The sequence below is a fragment of the Neobacillus niacini genome (assembly GCF_030817595.1).
GTDB lineage: Bacteria > Bacillota > Bacilli > Bacillales > Cytobacillaceae > Neobacillus > Neobacillus niacini_G.
The window spans coordinates 1,925,665-1,943,348 of sequence record NZ_JAUSZN010000001.1; the positions used below are offsets into that span (position 1 = coordinate 1,925,665).

The 17,684-nt window shown below is 39.4% G+C and carries 17 protein-coding genes and 1 pseudogene; 2 read left to right on the top strand and 16 right to left on the bottom strand.

Annotated features, from left to right (window positions below; all coding sequences use genetic code 11):
* Window position 1: 1 nt before the first annotated feature.
* From QFZ31_RS09585 to QFZ31_RS09600, 4 genes are all read right to left on the bottom strand, one after another.
* On the bottom strand, window positions 2–955 hold the full coding sequence (locus tag QFZ31_RS09585; protein ID WP_307302749.1) for a VOC family protein: 954 nt from the start codon (window positions 953–955) through the stop codon (window positions 2–4).
* Window positions 952–1,890, bottom strand: coding sequence for a fumarylacetoacetate hydrolase family protein (locus QFZ31_RS09590; RefSeq protein ID WP_307302751.1), 939 nt, complete (start codon window positions 1,888–1,890; stop codon window positions 952–954). Before QFZ31_RS09590 ends, QFZ31_RS09585 begins: the two co-directional genes overlap by 4 nt.
* Before the next feature lie 397 nt (window positions 1,891–2,287).
* Window positions 2,288–3,235: an alpha/beta hydrolase gene (locus QFZ31_RS09595; protein ID WP_307302752.1), complete on the bottom strand. Its 948-nt coding sequence runs from the start codon at window positions 3,233–3,235 to the stop codon at window positions 2,288–2,290.
* On the bottom strand, window positions 3,235–4,287 hold the full coding sequence (locus QFZ31_RS09600; protein WP_307302754.1) for a quercetin 2,3-dioxygenase: 1,053 nt from the start codon (window positions 4,285–4,287) through the stop codon (window positions 3,235–3,237). The genes QFZ31_RS09595 and QFZ31_RS09600 overlap by 1 nt, the downstream gene beginning before the upstream one ends.
* A gap of 227 nt (window positions 4,288–4,514) precedes the next feature.
* Between QFZ31_RS09600 and QFZ31_RS09605 the strand changes: the two genes are divergently transcribed.
* Both QFZ31_RS09605 and QFZ31_RS09610 read left to right on the top strand, forming a co-directional pair.
* Entirely contained in the window at window positions 4,515–5,420 is a 906-nt protein-coding gene (locus QFZ31_RS09605) for a LysR family transcriptional regulator (protein ID WP_307302756.1), read from the top strand.
* Between the two features lie 89 nt (window positions 5,421–5,509).
* Window positions 5,510–5,953, top strand: a complete 444-nt coding sequence (locus QFZ31_RS09610; protein WP_307302758.1) for a cell wall hydrolase — start codon at window positions 5,510–5,512, stop codon at window positions 5,951–5,953.
* A gap of 89 nt (window positions 5,954–6,042) precedes the next feature.
* Here the strand turns inward: QFZ31_RS09610 and QFZ31_RS09615 are convergent, their stop codons facing one another.
* The 12 genes and pseudogenes from QFZ31_RS09615 to QFZ31_RS09670 all read right to left on the bottom strand — a co-directional run bounded on the left by QFZ31_RS09615 (window position 6,043) and on the right by QFZ31_RS09670 (window position 17,551).
* On the bottom strand, window positions 6,043–6,306 hold the full coding sequence (locus QFZ31_RS09615; protein ID WP_307302760.1) for a hypothetical protein: 264 nt from the start codon (window positions 6,304–6,306) through the stop codon (window positions 6,043–6,045).
* A gap of 86 nt (window positions 6,307–6,392) precedes the next feature.
* A complete protein-coding gene (locus tag QFZ31_RS09620) occupies window positions 6,393–7,040 on the bottom strand; it encodes a ThuA domain-containing protein (protein ID WP_307302762.1) in 648 nt (215 codons plus the stop codon).
* Window positions 7,041–7,064: 24 nt separating this feature from the next.
* Window positions 7,065–7,760: an SDR family oxidoreductase gene (locus tag QFZ31_RS09625; protein WP_307302764.1), complete on the bottom strand. Its 696-nt coding sequence runs from the start codon at window positions 7,758–7,760 to the stop codon at window positions 7,065–7,067.
* A 69-nt stretch (window positions 7,761–7,829) separates the two neighbouring features.
* A complete protein-coding gene (locus tag QFZ31_RS09630) occupies window positions 7,830–8,288 on the bottom strand; it encodes a VOC family protein (RefSeq protein WP_307302766.1) in 459 nt (152 codons plus the stop codon).
* Window positions 8,289–8,382: 94 nt separating this feature from the next.
* Window positions 8,383–10,482, bottom strand: coding sequence for an alpha-glucuronidase family glycosyl hydrolase (locus tag QFZ31_RS09635; RefSeq protein ID WP_407074803.1), 2,100 nt, complete (start codon window positions 10,480–10,482; stop codon window positions 8,383–8,385).
* Window positions 10,483–10,521: 39 nt separating this feature from the next.
* Window positions 10,522–11,574 carry a mannonate dehydratase gene (gene uxuA, locus QFZ31_RS09640; RefSeq protein ID WP_307302768.1) on the bottom strand — a complete coding sequence of 351 codons (1,053 nt, stop codon included), beginning with the start codon at window positions 11,572–11,574 and terminating at the stop codon, window positions 10,522–10,524.
* A gap of 40 nt (window positions 11,575–11,614) precedes the next feature.
* On the bottom strand, window positions 11,615–12,409 hold the full coding sequence (locus QFZ31_RS09645) for a Nif3-like dinuclear metal center hexameric protein (protein ID WP_307302770.1): 795 nt from the start codon (window positions 12,407–12,409) through the stop codon (window positions 11,615–11,617).
* 46 nt (window positions 12,410–12,455) lie between these two features.
* Window positions 12,456–13,562 (bottom strand): Gfo/Idh/MocA family protein, encoded by a 1,107-nt coding sequence (locus QFZ31_RS09650; protein WP_307302772.1) that lies wholly within the window; start codon window positions 13,560–13,562, stop codon window positions 12,456–12,458.
* Window positions 13,563–13,678: 116 nt separating this feature from the next.
* A pseudogene (locus tag QFZ31_RS09655) lies at window positions 13,679–14,525 on the bottom strand (SDR family oxidoreductase).
* Window positions 14,526–14,570: 45 nt separating this feature from the next.
* The gene (locus QFZ31_RS09660) at window positions 14,571–15,560 is read right to left on the bottom strand and encodes an endo-1,4-beta-xylanase (RefSeq protein WP_307302773.1); all 990 of its coding nucleotides are present in this window, start codon (window positions 15,558–15,560) and stop codon (window positions 14,571–14,573) included.
* Between the two features lie 69 nt (window positions 15,561–15,629).
* Window positions 15,630–16,559, bottom strand: a complete 930-nt coding sequence (locus tag QFZ31_RS09665; protein ID WP_307302774.1) for a carbohydrate ABC transporter permease — start codon at window positions 16,557–16,559, stop codon at window positions 15,630–15,632.
* Between the two features lie 11 nt (window positions 16,560–16,570).
* Window positions 16,571–17,551, bottom strand: coding sequence for an ABC transporter permease (locus QFZ31_RS09670; RefSeq protein ID WP_307302775.1), 981 nt, complete (start codon window positions 17,549–17,551; stop codon window positions 16,571–16,573).
* Window positions 17,552–17,684: the final 133 nt, after the last annotated feature.

Sequence of the window (17,684 nt, forward strand, 5' to 3'; positions counted from 1 at the left end):
TCTATTTGCTTATATCGGGTGTTCCATAAGTGTGAAATGTTGATGGCAGCGGTGTGCCCCATGCTAACCCTTTTTTACGTTCTTCAGGTGTCCATGTCACGGTTTCCCAATCTGGCGAGAAGATGAGAAAGCCGCCCGCGCATACCTCAATTCGATTGCCTCCTGGCTCATATACATAGACAAACATCGTTTGACCGGCAACATGTTTATTCGGTGGAGCTTCAATGAATATTCCATTATCTAAAAACACGTCTGCTGCTCGAAGAACCATTTCAGGACTTTCTACTTTGAATGCCGCATGGTGAAAACGTCCTTTGCTGCCAGATTTATCATGTGAGATGGCGAGGTCATAAGATTTATTCGTAACATGAAGCCAAGCTGTTGTTTGTTTCCCATCATCTGTTATCGCCTGTTCACTCAGTTTGAAACCTAGTCGATTGCGGAAGAATAGGCTATCAGCGTCAACATCGGAGCTGAACAAATTGATATGATCCAGCTGTGTAACTGATGCACCTTTAGCCGCGTATTTCGCAGGCATATTTTTCAATCCAGGCTTTAAGTGATCCGGTGTAATGTATTTTTCTGCTTCATAATAGATTTCTAGATTATGTCCATCTGCATCTGTGAATTGATAGGAGCGGCCGTGCCCGTAATCCCCATCTGTCCATCCCAAACCGAATCCATTTTTCTCAATATCTAGAGCACGTTGTTCGAGTGCATATGGTGAAAAGGTTCTCATCGCGACGTGACCTAAACCAGCTTGCTTCGCTTCTGTAAGCTTCAAGCTGTATAACGGTTGGTCCCCCCAGCCTCGGAGGAAAACAGATTGTCCCTCGCTATGAACTACTTCCATTCCTAATAATTCTTTGAAAAAGTTTAGACTTTCGTTTGGCTTTGGTGTCAGCAATTCAATATGAGCCAAGTGGGCAATATCCCTTATCGGTTCGTGATTCATGATTGGCTCACCTCTTTAATGACCGTTTCAATGGCTCCAATTCCAGAGATTTCTACTTTAACGACATCCCCATCTTGAAGAAATTTATTCTGAGCTTCTCCTACCCCGCCTGGTGTACCAGTACAAACAACATCACCAGGTTCAAGCGTAAAGATCCCGGATAAGAATTCAATTAGCTGATTGACGTTGAACAATAACTGTTCAGTATTTGAATTCTGTCTCACTTCACCATTAACGGTTAAAGAAATATCAAGGGAGTGTGGATTTGCGATTTCATCCTTTGTTACTAACACAGGTCCTAGTGGAAGACTCTTATCCAATGTCTTCCCTTGCAGCCATTGAATTGTTCTTTTTTGCATATCGCGAGCTGTTATATCATTTGCTACCGTGTACCCATAGACATAGTCCAGTGCTTCATCATAAGCAATGTCCTTTCCGGTTTTTCCAATGACAAACGCAAATTCTGCCTCGTAATCTAACTTTTTAGTTAAATTAGAATTGAGCGGGAAGACATCATTTGGCCCTGCAATCGCTGTTGCAAATTTGGCAAAAACAACTGGATGTTCTGGGAAATCACGTTTCATTTCAATAATATGATTCTTGTAGTTTAAACCAACGCAAATGATCTTGTTCGGTTTTAATACAGGCGCTCCAATTCGTACATTATCCTGCTGATAAACAGCTGATGACTTTTGTTTATTTTCTACTGCATAAGATATTGCTTCCTTTGCTGTTCGAAGTGCAAGCTCTCCATTAGCAATAAATTCTGTTGGATTATGCGGCAATAAAGCGTTTGCAATCTCTTCCGCTCTCTCCTGCCCTTGCTCCTTTAAAAGTTCAATATAGGCTTGCTGTGGATCAACAATCGTATTTTCATCTACTAAGACTCCTAGACGTAAAGGCTGATCATTGGTTGAATATGTTAGTAATTTCATGTGAATTCCTCCTAGCGTTTTGCTATCTATAAATTCATGATAAAGGACGTAGAAACTTTTTTGAAATACACAGATTGTATTTGAGAAATCGGAATTTCAGATAATTGAAGTTTTTTTACAAAAAAATAACCCCGCTTTAGTTGCGGAGTTTTGGTTCTTTATCAGATCGAAGGTCTTTGGTTACCATTAAGCCTGTTTTTCGTTTTAGCGGGAACTAAAACGACTCTTTGGTTACCCTTAAGTCAGCATTTTCGCTTTAGTGGTAACCAAAACGGTACTTTGGTTACCACACAGTCATTATTTTCCCATTAGAGGTAACCAAAACAACTCTTTGGTTACCACTCAGCTAACAATTCCCTTTGCCGTACCGAATTAAGTCCGCGAGGGAATAAATTAGTCAGCTTCCCAAAAGATGTTTTTGAAAAAATTCTTCTACCATCTCAAATATTTTAATTTCACGATTGCGGATATACTCGGTTTCTCCATCTCCTCCCCTGCGAATGGAGGCAGAATACGGCCCGTTATCATCCAATTCATTTTTATTAAAAAATGCGTGTCCAAGACCTTCAATAAGACAGAGGGTCGCTTCATTTCCTTTAGCAATAAGCGCTTGATAAAGCAGTTCACTTTGGTGAGGAGCCACTGCTGTATCACTTAACCCATGCATAATTAGAAATGGCGGCAAACCGTTTTTAATATAAGTAATAGGATTCGCTTTCTTGACCAGATGCAGAACAGATATGATAGGTGCTCCAAGTAATTGTGACTCAGGAGAATTCTTGTCTTCATGTTGTAGAGTCAGTTGCAGTAAATTTGACTCAGGATCACTAGATACAGCGATCTCCTTATGGCTATAAGCATCCATTTGCAAAAAGTCAGTAGGTCCATATCCATCTACAACAGCTTGTACGTCACTGCTAAAATCCGCACATCCTAATCCTAAATCCTCGAGAATCCCTTCACCTGTTGTACCGGCCAGTGCAGCTAAATGACCTCCAGCGGACGAGCCCCATAGCCCTATCTTGCCACTATCTAGACCAAATTCATTTACCGAAGAGCGCAGCCAGCGAATAGCAGCCTTCACATCATGAATTTGTGCTGGAAAAAGAGCCTCTCCGCTTAAACGATACTCGATACTTGCCATTGCATATCCACGTTCAGCAAACCGTACCCGAAAATCAGGACCTAGTTTTCGATCACCAATTCTCCAGCCGCCCCCATGCAGCCAAACAATTACCGGTAAGGGTTTATCTGCCCCAATTGGTAAATAAAGATCTACTAATAATGGTTTTCCATCAGGTGCGGCAAACTCGAGGTCGGCAACAACCTTTACGTCATACACCATTAATGATTAACCTCTTCTACTGCAGCAGGAGGGACTGGAGGTTTCCCAAGTAAAATCAAATCCATCTCTTCAATTCGCTGAATAACCCGATCAAATCGATAGGCCGCCGGCTCACTTGGAAAAATCGGATATTCGTATGGGTCGCCAAGAATTCGGAAGAAATCTTCAAATTGGCCAGGAGTTAACACACCTAAAAACTTCGTATAATGGGCATCACAACGGAAGCGATGCGGTGTTTTCGCTGGTACATAAGCAAAATCCCCCGGGAGCAAGTGTAACTCTTCCCCATCCACCCAAAGTGTCATTTGTCCTTGTAAACACATAAATGTTTCGTTTGTATACTCATGCGCGTGCTCACCGATTGGCAGTCCCTTTGGTCCTTCAGATACAAGCGCAAGAAATTGACCATCTGCAGCCTCTTTCGTGGTTAGTAGAGAATGAACAGTATCCCCGCTAAGAAGATGGATTCCTTCCCCTGCCTCTAGCACATATGGTTGAACCAAGTCAGGTATTGTACCGCCTTTAACCAACTGAGGTAACCCGTTTGTTTGTTGTCTAGGAACAAATTTAATATCAATATCATCAGGAAGATCGGAAAAACTTTCCGCAACTAAGGGATTCTGCGAAACAGGCGGACGTTCAAATCTATCAAATGGCACTCCAATGAGAGAGTATAATTTTGCTAGATTACCGTTCATCGTGAACGACCAAAAGCGTGTTCGATGACTCTGCAGCCAATAAGCATGAACCGTACCTGCCGGGATGTGTACATAGTCGCCTGCTGTCAACAAATGAACTTGTCCATTTAGCTCTACTTCTAGTCTGCCGTCAAGTACTACGATACCTTCATGAGCTTTTTCATGAACATGTGCCGGAAAATAATCTCCTTTACCACCTGATATCTGTACAATTTCCATCTTGTCACCGGTACTTGCAGTTGTCGCAACAATGGACGCAACTTGAGTACCAAAGAGATAACGTTCGCCCTCTCCATTTCTTATAAAATACGGTTTTTTAACATTTGACAGTTTGCCAACGATTTGCAGGCTCATCTAACCACACTCCAATCTCAACGACTAGTTTTAAGCGCTTCCACATTAACCATAATACGGTTCAAGCAGAAATGGAAATATAGGATTTCGATTTCTGTAATCCAGATTTCATATTAGTAGAGTTAAATACTACTAGTATTTTTATTTTAAGTAAACTTCAAGTATTTCGTCTATTGGTTAATCCATATGTTAAAATAATTAAAAATATATGGCAAGTGAGGGACCATATGGATATTCGTCAATTACGTTATTTTATTACAGTAGCCGAGTACTTAAACTTTACCAAGGCAGCTAATCAGCTTTACGTTGCTCAATCAGCTATCAGCCATCAAATTGCCGATTTGGAACAGCAATTAGGCGTAAAACTTTTTATTAGAAACAAGAGGTCTGTTCAGTTAACTCCTGCAGGTTCTGTTTTTTTAAAGGAAGCAATTGAAATTGTAGAAAAAACATCAGGGGCGATTGAAAAAGCAAAACAAACAGATGCCGGTGTCATTGGCAGCCTTTCCATTGGGTTTCTAAGTGTTCATGTCCGTAGGTTTTTACCAAACATCATCAAGCAATTCCGTGAGACTCATCCAAAAGTGGAACTTTACTTGAACCACTTTCCTAGTAAAATGCTAAAGGAATCATTAGAAGAGGGTGAAATCGATATCGCTTTAACATTGCCTGCAGGATTAGATAGAATTGAAGAAATCGAAATTCAGTCTGTGACGAGAGAGCCGTATTGCATTGTCATGCACAAAAATCATCCCCTTTCTGGTCACAAGAAAATTAAACTCTCAGAACTGGCAAAAGAGCCTTTTATCATACATAACCGCCACGCTTCTCCCGTAGGCTCGTATGACTTTATTGTACATCTGTGTGAACAAAGCGGCTTCACGCCTAGAATCGTAAGTCAGCCAAGATTTGTGGATACTGTTCCAGTTCTGGTCGAATCCGAAATCGGAATCTCCATCCTGCCAAAAAGTTTTGAAGCAGTATCGAGTTCATCACTACGTTTTGTAGAAATAGATGGTGCTGTGGACAGCGATTGTGAACTCGTGCTTGCTTGGAAAAAGAACAACTTAAATCCATCGATACAGCTATTTCTAGATGTTCTTGAAAAAGAGATATTAACACATATAGGTTAATTGTAATCTTGAATAATGAAACTAGCTTAATTCATAAACAATGACATCAATGGAGGCTTTTTTTCATACTATATTTCTGGGGTGAGAAAATGCCAAGAATTAACTACAGAAGTTCAGACGTTGACTTAATGGCAAGGATGATGAGAGCAGAAGCCGAAGGTGAAGGAAAACAAGGAATGTTAATGGTGGGAAATGTAATTGTTAATCGTGTTAAAGCAGAATGTTTAGACTTTAAAGATCTAAGAAACGTTAACGATGTCATTTTTCATGTCCAAGGAGGAAATTTTTCTTTTGAAGCCGTTCAAAAAGGGAATGTATTTTATCAAAGAGCGAGGTCCGCAGAAAAAAGATTAGCCAGACAAAATTTGGAGCATTGGAGAGAACACCCATCAAAATATGCCCTTTGGTATTTTAATCCGTATGCTCCATGTCCGCCAACCTGGTACGATCAACCTCATTCTGGTCAATTTAAGCAGCATTGTTATTATGAACCAAAACCAGGAACATGTGAAAGTGTTTATACAGGACCTTAAGCTTACTCATTTGAGTAAGCTTTTTACATGTTCCAATATTCAAAAAAAACCGTCAACACTATAAGAGTTATAAAGAAGTCATTAGTCTGTTATTGATACATCGACTTAACTTTTTCTAAATCATCAATAAATTGGTTAATTTCGTCTTGAGATAATCTGATCGGCATTTGATCGTATAGCGTAATAATTTGTCCATCCTCTTGGTGTTGGTTCCTTTTAAGGTAATCGTAGATATGGTTCAATTGGTTTTCATTAAGAATGGATTGTGTTTCAAAATGTTTCACCTGTTGTAAAGCGAACTCATTTATAGATGAATCAAACTCACCCGCTATAATTGATCCTTGCATGAACATTCCGTTTCACTCCTTACAGTTTTATATATTAGTTTCCCCAAGTTTTGGAACTAATACAGAATAGAAGAGTATTGGATTCCACATTTTTATCTTATAATTAGCCAGTTTACACAGTTTCTTAATACATTCAAAAAATTCTCGTTCAATAGTCCGTCTTTATTATGGGCAGGTGTTAAACAACATACTTTTCCCTCTCCATAACGGTGAAACCACCCTGCCTCAGCTTTGCCATCAATGGACTCAGAGACGAGAAATACATTTGTATTTTCCTTATCACAATCAACAAAATAATGTTCATCAACCATTTCAAATGAAGTGGAACTTGGAACGACAGTATTTCCTTCTGAAGCTTTGTAATGGACTATCTGTTGCTTTTCAGGGTGATACAAAAAAGACCCCTTTAACATTTTTACGTAAGATCCCTCAACAGGGTATGACGCCAAGCCAGAATGCCATGCAAGCCAGTTCCCGCCATTCTCTACATAATTTGTAATTACTAACGAGAGTTCTTCTGTCATCCATGTCTCTACGTTTTCGTCCACAGGATTGTATCTATTTTCTTTAAAAAGAATCACTACATCTGGCTGCTTACTAAGTACTTCTGTCAATTGTTTAGGATAGCAATAGGCAATTTGCACATCTTGCTTACCAAAGTTCAAAGCAGATTCAAGTGATTGTTTCGCCCATTCACTCGAATGATAATAATCGCCAAGCACTGCTGCCAATCTAATCAATTCATTCACCACTCTTTATCTTCGTTATAATGGCATTGGCTGCCCTTCATAGGTGATAAAAACATTCTGACTGTCAATCTCTCGTTTTCCTTCAATAATATCAAATATACCTTCGGCCTTATCAATTGGGTCCCCTGGTGCACGATCGCCGCCCATATCTGTCTTAATCCAGCCGGGATGTATAGAGTAAACGTTTATTTTCTTACTTTTTACATACTGATTTAATTGCTGTGAAAACATGTTCAATGCTGTTTTAGAAGAAGCATATGCATAGTCACCGGCATAAGCATTGGACATACTGCCGGCTTCCGAAGAAATGTTGATGATTGACGAACGATCGCCCATCATTAAAAGAGGCAGGAAATGTTTTACCACTCTAATCGGACCAAAGAAATTGACATCGAATGTTACTTTCACTTGGTCCAGATCCAAGTCCTCTATCTGTTTATCACGTTCTAACAATACGCCTGCATTATTTATAATTGCATCAATGGTTCCAAAGTTTTCTTTCACCGTATTAGCAGCTGAAGTAACGGATTCTTCATCTGTTACATCTAAAGGCAGCAGTGAAATTGATTTATTGATTTCTGATTGTGTTAGACTTTCTTCACTTTGTTGGATATTTCTGACTCCAGCAAGAATTTGATGGCCTCTTTCTGCCCCAACCTGTGATAAAGCCAATCCTAGACCTCTATTTGCACCCGTTATCAAAATCCTCATTCTTTTATCCCTCCTATTATTAATATAAAAGGAGAGGAGTACCATACTAGTATCTCCTCCATAACCGTTTTATCGATCGTTTTCCAACAATTCCGTAATAATTTTTAAGTCTTTGAATGTGTTCATGTACGCGTATCTTCCGCCCGTATATTCCCCTTTTTGAAGTAACGGCATTTGCTTACTTTCCATTATGGCAATTTTTTCTTTCATTCCTTCTATGAAAAATGCAATATGGTGAGGGCCTTCACCATGCTCATCCAAATGTTTACGCCAAGTACTTGGACTTTGATCCGGTTCGATTAATTCTAATTGAAGAGAGCCCATATCGAAGAATGCTAGTTTTGCTCTAGCCTCAGTTGGGTTCCCCTCAAACTCTGTTTTTGCACGTTCCAATTTATCAGTTAAACTCCACTCGGTTTTTTCGATCCCAAAGAATTCTGCGTAGTTCTGGCTTGTTTTTTCAATATCATGAACAAGAATACCAATTTGCGCAATCACGTTGGTTCCTAGAGCATTATTTTTCGTCATTTGAATGAACCCTCCTATTATTTACGTTCAAGATAGGTAAAGGATGAACGATTAATGACAAAACTGCTCCTCCTTATTCTATCAAACAGATTTACTAATAAATTTTTCTATTTAACTCATCCTTGATTCCTGATTTCCTATAAAAATAAGTGTTTATAATATCCCGCCATTCCTTCGAATGATTTGCTTGTTCTTGTAATTTGTTCAAGATATCATCAAATCGCTCTTGATCAATCCTATCCTTAAGCTGTAACCAAGTTTCAACTAATTCCTCAGCCTCTTCTACTCCCTCAAAGTGAGTATTATAGATATGTTGAATCACTGTTACACCTGATTTCAGCTTATGTGTGTAAGGGACATGATGGAAAAATAACAGCAATTCATCCGGGCATGTTTCAAGGCTTTCAAACATCTCTGCATTCTCTTTAAAATATTGAGAGATATAACCGGTTCCTGTTTTTACAGTCCTGTCTACTCCAATTCCTTCCCAATCCGCAAAATGGTACGTTCCCCAAACGTCATATTCATAACCATCCACATTTGGCCCATAATGATGATGTGGGTTTACCATCCAGCCAACACCTAGTGGTGACGTATATTTTTCATAGATACTCCATGATTTTAATAGCATTTTGCTTACCAGCTTTTTAACCAATTGATCATCACCAAAGGTTTGACCAATCCATTCATCCGTGATTTTTTGAGCTGAAAGATCTGGGTTCCATGTCAAGCGTCCAAAGCCGTACAGATTAGCTTGGGCCAGCGTATGCCCGGTCCAATTATAATCATCTCCAATATTAGAAACAGCAGTAATTCCGCTGTATCTGTTTTGAAACAGGGAGCCATCCACGACCTTTTTGACCTCTGAGCCTTTACCTTTTGCATACGTATCAAAATCAAGGATTTCCTTCCATTGCGGAACGAGATAACAAAGATGTCTTTGTTGTCCTGTATATTCTTGAGTAACCTGAAATTCCAACATTTGATTCGTTTTTTCCATGGCACCAAATAATGGTGAGACACCTTCACGAACTTGGAAATCCATTGGACCATTTTTAATCTGTAAAATAACATTAGAATGGAACTGACCATCTAACGGTTTAAAATGGTCGTATGCAGCTCTTGCCCGGTCTGTAGAGCGGTCACGCCAATCTTGGAGACAGTTATAGACGAAACATCTCCAAAGAACAATGCCATTAAAGGGCTGGAGTGCTTCTGCGAGCATGTTGGCTCCATCCGCATGATTGCGTCCATATGTAAATGGTCCAGCGCGGTGTTCTGAATCGGCTTTTACTAGGAAACCACCAAAATCAGGAATATAGCTGTATATCTCTTCGGCTTTCTCTTTCCACCATTCTCGAACCTCTGAATTCAGCGGGTCAGCTGTTGTTAAATTTCCAATTTGGATTGTACTCGCATAATTCACGCTAAGGAATGTTGTGATACCATAAGCCCTAAAAATACCAGCCACTTCAGCCACTTTAGGGAGCAAGGTGCCAGTAATTAAATTCGTCTCCTCCTGGTGAACGTTCACGTTATTAATAGCAATTCCATTTATACCAACTGAAGCAAGCAGTCTGGCATAATCTTCAATTCTATTAAGCTCATCTGAGAATTGATAATCTTTATAGAAAATAGAATTTCCTGCATACCCTCGTTCAATACTGCCATCCATGTTATCCCATTGATTAAGCATTCGTAATTGATTTTTAGGGTTTTCAACGATATCGAGCTGTTGAAAATTCCCCCTATTTTGCATGAGGCGTAATAAGTGAAAGGTACCATATAAGACACCTTTATCCTTTTTTCCTACTACAAAAATAGTATTATTTTGACCAGAAGTAACGGTCTTAATGGCGTATCCATCATCATTCAGATGATTAAAATCCACATCTATTAAATCTCCAGTAGAATCCTTAACAGCTAACACCAGGCCAGATTGCTGCGGTTCTGAGCAAGATTCTGGCATAACCCCTAACATGGAAGAAATGCCCTGGATAAGTTCCTTCTTAGCAGATTCCATCAAGACAGAGTCTCCTAAAACTGTAAGGTTTCTGCACCATTGAGTATAATCTTCTGCTATTGCTCGAACTTCAATCTTTCTATATTGCAGCCATGCAGAATAACTTTCTTTATGCGCTGTCGTATATAAATCCGTATTATTCTTTGAGATATTTTCAAAAGCACTTTTCAATATTTATCCTCCTCAATCGATTATTGAGTGCAATATTACCTAATTTAATGAATCCCAAATACCCAAAAGATACATAATCCCCAGGGCCCGGTCATATAAGCCGTATCCTGGCCGGCATTTTTCGTTCCAAATATGTCTTCCATGATCCGGTCTTATATAGCCCTTAAATCCATTTTCATGATACGCTTTCATGATACCAACAATATCAACTGTCCCATCCTGTCCCCGATGTGAAGTCTCAATAAAATCACCATTTTCATAGACTTTTATATTTCGAACATGGGCAAATGGAATTCGTTCGGCAAATTCTTTGACCATATCGACCAGATTGTTACTAGGATTTGAACCTAAGGAACCACTGCAAAGCGTTACTCCATGATAAGGACTATCAACAAGCTTTAACATTCGTCTAATATTCGCTTGATTTGTAATAATACGAGGTAATCCAAATATAGGCCATGGCGGATCATCAGGATGAATGGCCATTTTAATGTCATTCTCTTCACATACTGGAATTATCGCTTCTAGGAAATAGCGCAAATGTTGAAATAAGTCTTCTTCTGTTACACCCTTATAAGCGTCAAACAGTATGGTAAGATTTTCTAACCGCTCAGGTTCCCAGCCAGGCATGGTATAGTCGGGATTATTCGCAATCTTATTAACTAACTCAATTGGGTCAATATTCTCGACCTTAGATTTTTCATAAAACAAAGCAGTGGAACCATCTTCAAGCTCTTTATATAAATCAGTCCGGATCCAGTCAAAAACAGGCATAAAGTTATAACAGATTACCTTTACACCTACTTTAGCCAGTTTTTCAATGGTTCTTTTATAGTTTTCTATATATCGATCTCGTGAGGGAAGACCAAGTTTAATGTCTTCATGCACATTTACACTTTCAACCACATCAATGTTAAAACCATAATGTTCAGCTTGCTGCTTTACTTCAAGGATTTTCTCTATCGGCCATTCTTCTCCAGCCTGCATATCGTGAAGAGCCCAAACAATCGTTTCCACACCGGGAATTTGTTTAATTTGTTTTAAACTTACTGAATCATTTCCTTCCCCATACCATCGAAATCCCATTTTCAACCTTTATCACCGCCTATCAATTTGATTTAGGTACTACCATTTATATAACTTGTAAGGCTTGTTCGACCGGAATAAAATAAGTTGGAATACTTGGAAACATTGTTTGCAGACATTGTGCTAAATAATTCATTCCAGGTTGTTCACTTTCCGCATGCCCAAGAACAATCAGGTTTCTTTTCTTTCCTTGATCATTGGCATCTCTCACATATTCCGGAGTTTCCCATTCTGGACCTTCTCCATATATAATCAGATCCAAACTTTCCTGTTCAAAAAGAGGGATGCATAAACTTCCTCCGCCTCTATAACCAGCTAAGAGCCCGATGTGCTTACATTTCATCGCCAAATCTCCTGTGAATCGTAAATACGGGATTCCTAATCTTCGCTTTATGTGCTCTGATATCTCTGCTAATGTCATGGGAGGAATACTTACAATGGATGCAGCCGGATGATTTTCTACAATATGAGATTGCCAGCCTAATGCCTCAATTAATCCAGTCATTATCCCATCAGGCTTATAGCGGTGCCAATAATCATGGAAACGATAGATTGCAAGACCTGACTCCGTAATTAACCTGCGTTTTTCATTATATACAGGGTCCTTTTCCAAGTCTTCGGTGTGGTCATGATGGCTGAAGTATATACCTTCATGAGTAATCAACAAGTTTGCACCCAAGGCGATAGTTTGTTCAATTACCTTGTGTGTAGCCATAAAGGCTGTGGCAATCCCTTTTACTTCAGCAGCCGGGTCACCTGCCTTAAGAGTATCCACAGTATTTTGAATGTGATTCACTGGTTCCATTAATTTATCGAGTACATCTTGTACAGTAATTGGCATTGTTTTTCACCCTTTCACGGGAAAAAAGGCGTTAATAAAACACCTATTATTTAGCTGATACTTCTGGCTGGTCTGCTTTCTCTATCCATATTGCCTGTTCTTGTGCTTCAATACATAATTCGGCAGCTCTAAAAGTATGCTCCTGGGTCATCGCGTTTTCAGTTCCATATAAACAGTCCAGAATAAATTCTCCAAAAAATGGACAACCCACTTTACCGGATAATTGATAATGTTTTTCCCCTTGATGATTCACCAAATACAAGTGATCCCCGCGGCTATCTCTCGCAATATCGATATACTTACGTACTTCGATATAGCCTTCTGTTCCTAAGATCGTAACCCGTCCATCTCCCCAAGTACCAAGCCCATCAGGCGTAAACCAGTCAACACGGAAATAGAACGTCGCACCATTGTCTGCCACGAGTGTCGCGTCACCAAAATCTTGGAACTTTGGATATTGTTTAAAATGATAATTTCCTATTTTACTATGCAATACCTTTGCATCCGCAGCACCAGCAAAATGTAGAAACTGTTCAATTTGATGGCTGCCGATATCACATAAAATCCCGCCATAATATTCAGGGTCAAAAAACCAATCGGGACGGCTGTTTGGATTCGCACGATGTGGTCCTGTACCCATGACTTGGATCACTCGGCCGATGGCTCCCTCTTCAATCAATTGTCCTGCAAAGACAGAACTCTCAGAATGTAACCGCTCGCCGTAATAAATTCCCCATCTTAGACCGTTTTCCACCACTTTTTGCCTTGCCTTTTTTACCTGTTCCATCGTTGTAAACGCAGGCTTATCCGTAAAATAATGCTTTCCATGATCGAGCACTCGAAGCCCAAGTGGACCTCGGTCAACCGGAATATTGGCACTGGCAACAAGTTTAATTTCTGGATTTGTTAGAATTTCTTCTTCTGAAGAAGCAATCTTAACTTCAGGATAGTTTTTAATAAATCCTTCCACCTTTTTGGGATCAGGATCATAAACGGCAGCCAATTCCCCGCCTGCTTCTATTAAACCATTACAAATACCATAGATGTGACCATGGTCGAGACCAATTGCGGCAAAACGAAACGTACCAGGTTCAACAACAACCTTTTTCACTAACCCCTTTGATGCATAATTCATGCCGTCCATTCTGTCCATTATCATTTCCCCCTCGATATTACTCATATATTCCGCCCAGTGTGATTTGTTGTTTCTGTAAAGTTTTCTTCCCTTGGAAAATCAATTGCTGTTCTTCCCCGTGATTTTTTATGTTCTTATACTCCCGAGTAAGCCATAAAACCGCCGTCAACTGGAATACTGACACCCGTTACAAATCCACTCGCTTCCTTATCTGAGAGCCATAATAAGGTACCAAGTAAATCCTCTGGCTTTCCTAACCGTCTCATTGGCGTTCCTGCAAGAATTTTGTTGGTTCTATCTGTATTGGATCCATCTTGATTTTTTTAAAAGAGCACGGTTTTGTTCAGTCAAGAAAAAGCCTGGTGCAATGGCATTAACCCGAAGTCCAGCTTCAGCAAAATGAACAGAAAGCCATTTCGTAAAGTTCTCAATTGCTGATTTCGCTGCACTATATGCAGGCACTTTCGTCATCGGGCTCGGAGCACTCATCGAAGAAATATTAATAATGGTCCCTTGGTTTTCAATCAGTTTTTTTGCAAAAATTTGGGTAGGAATCAGGGTACCAATGAAATTTAAATTGAAGACGTATCCAAAACCTTCGGGCGTCATATCGAAAAAGGTTGTTAAATCATTCCGGTTCAAATCATTTTTTTCAAAGATTTCTTTTGTAGTAATTCCTTTAGGATGATTGCCGCCTGCACCATTGATAAGGACATCACAAACACCAAATTCGGCAGTAACAATTTCCTCTGCTCGTTTCACACTTTCAACACTTAGCACATCACATTTAATGGCGATTGAATCACCACCGGCACCCTTGATGTCCTCAACAACCTTTACTGCCTTCTCATAGGTGCGATTTAAAATAGCTACTTTCATTCCCTGTCTTGCCAATTCTCTAGCCATACAGCCGCATAGAACTCCGCCGCCGCCTGTTACGACGGCAATTTCCCCCTGAAGATTTGGGTTCAAAGGTAACATTTGGTTATTCTCCCTTTCCTGCCTGACTTCCCTACTAATCTATGTCTAATAGTGAACAACCTTCCAAAAAGATTCTTTCGGCTGATGATTTTCGTCAAAAAGAAACGGCCAATTTTTTCTGTCTTTAACAGGAAAATCACTTAACCATGTATAATCATCGGCTGCGCCCCAAAAGGTTACAGAAGTAATATGATTTTGATATTGTCGAAGCAATTGAAATACTTGGTGGTATCTTTCGGCCTGCAGCTCTAACATTTCATGAGTTGGTTCCGTAAGGTCAGTCCGCTTATCTTCAAAGTTGAAGACAGAGACATCCAATTCTGTCAGGTGCAGCTTCAAACCAAGAGATACGTATCGTTCAATTGCAGTACGAATATCTTCGAGACTTGGATTGACTAGATTCCAATGTGCTTGGAGACCAACACCATGAATCGGAACACCCTTATCAACCAATGATTTCACAAGTTTAAAGATTTTTTCGCGTTTTTCCGGATTGGATTCATTATAGTCATTGTAAAAAAGCAGGGCGTCTGGGTCAGCCTCATGAGCGAATTCAAATGCCTTTTCGATATAATCCTCTCCGATTATTTCTAACCATTTTGTACAACGAAATAATTCTGGACCCTCATCGGTTACCGCTTCGTTTACAACATCCCAACAGAAAATCGTTCCTTTGTATCTCTGCATGACCGTTGTAATATGGTCCTTCATTCGTTGCAAAAGTGTTTCTCTATCGGCATTTTGAAATACCCATTCAGGCGTCTGATTATGCCAGACTAATGTATGTCCGCGCATCTTCATTCCATGTTCCTTAGCAAAAGCTGCCAATTGATCCGCTTTTTCAAATGTGAACTTTCCCTCAGCAGGCTGAATTTCGATAAACTTCATATCATTTTCGGCTGTAATACTATTAAAATGTTTTCTCAATAAATCCTTTTGTGACTTAATTGTAGTTAAATTAACCGCCGCACCAATATTAAAATATTCTTCATACACTTTTGATAAAGAAGGAACTTCTACTGTCGTTTCCACCATTTTTTATCTCTCCTTAAACCTATTATTTTATTAAAAAAATCAGATGAGAGAGCTCATCTGATTCTTTTTTCAACCTTTTACTCCGCCTAAAGTTAACCCTTTAACAAAATATTTTTGCAGGAATGGGTAAACCATGATGATTGGCAGACTTGCTACGATGGTCATCGTAGCCCTGATGGATGTTGGGGAGACCATGTTGGCACTTGCATTGGCATTGGAAAACGCGTCTGCAGCGGTTTTACCCGACATCGATGCGTTTGAATTCTGCAGAATCTTCATTAATTCATATTGAAGGGTAGATAAGTTTGCGCTTGATGAATTGTATAAGAAAACATCAAACCAAGAATTCCATTGATAAACCGCGACAAACAATGATACAGTCGCTAATACCGGCAGTGACAATGGCAGGACAACCTTGATGAAAATCGTAAAATCCCCTGCACCATCAATTTTTGCAGATTCAAATAAACTTTCTGGGATTCCTTCTATAAAGGAACGAATGACGATTAAATTAAATACTCCAATGATTCCTGGAACAATATAAACCCAAAAACTATCTAGTAAATTTAATTCTTTCACTAGTAGATAGTTCGGAATCAATCCACCGTTAAAATACATCGTTAATACAAATGCAATTGTCACAAATTTCTTTAGAACGAAATCCTTACGGCTGATGGTATAAGCCACCATTGCCGTACCTAGCACAGATGTTAGTGTACCGATTATCGTTCTTAAAACTGAAATAAAGAACGAATTTACGATACTCGCTTCACCAAAAACGTGTTTATAATTTGCCCAAGTAAATTCTCGCGGCCAAAGGTAAACCCCCCCACGTAACGAATCACTAGCTTCATTAAAAGAAACAGCCAGCTGGTTAAGAAATGGATATAACATGACAACGCAAAGCAAAACTAAAAAAGTATAATTGAAAATATCAAATAAATAATCGCCTACACCGGAGTGATGTCGAGTAGCTTTGAAAAATCGTCTCTGTGCCATATAGTTCCCCCCTAGAAAAGCCTTGGCTGACCAAATCGTTTGGCAATATGGTTTGCGGTAAATAAGAAGATGAAACTCACTACAGTTTTAAAGATCCCGGCAGCCGTTGCCAGTGAGAAGTTCCCCATTGACATACCGTATTTTAGTACATAAATATCAAGGTTTTCTGAGTAAGCTAGGTTCATAGGATTTCCTAATAAATACTGTGCCTCAAAGCCTGATTCTAAAATATAACCTAAGTTCATGATGAGTAAAATGATAATCGTTGGCTGTAAAGATGGGAGTGTAATATGTTTAATCCGTTGGAATCTAGATGCCCCATCAATATCAGCAGCCTCATATTGTTCTGGATCAATCATGGTAATTGCTGCTAAGTAAATGATCGTATTCCAGCCCACATTCTTCCATACCTCTGTTAAACCGTTGATAACCCAGAACCATTTTTCCTTACCAAGCCATAGAATGGGTTCATCAATAATCCCCAAGTTTACCAATACGATATTAACGATTCCGTTTTCGAGAGAAAGGCTGTAAGAGACAATACTAGCGGCTACTACCCATGAGATAAAGTGCGGCAGATAGCTGATGGTTTGAACTGACTTCTTGAATCTTATATGCCTAATTTCATTAATAAGAAGAGCAAGACCAATAGCTGTAACGAACCCTAATACTAGGTTAATCGTGCTCATGCCGATTGTGTTCCGAAGCACGCGCCAAAAATTATCGTCGGAGAATAAAAACTTAAAATGTTCTAACCCTATCCATTCCTGGTCCAATAAGCTTCTTGCTGGCTTAAAGTCCTGAAAGGCAATCGACCAACCCCACAATGGAATATACTTAAAAATAACTAACCAAACCAAGAATGGCAGACTCATGGCCAATAATGCTTTTTGTGACATCATCCTCTGAAAGAAGGATTTTTTAGTTTTTGTAGAGATGGAAACTGAAGGATTTATTACCTCTTTTACTGCTGCTTTGGAACCAATCTGCATTCTTACCCCTCCTCTTTCTGGAAAATCTTAGAAAACAGCCATATCCTAAAATCATAAGCTGCCCCCTTAGTTACTCCCGAAAGAAGGGAGCGGCTTATGATTTCAAGATAGTGAAGCTTTAAAGCAAGAGGCC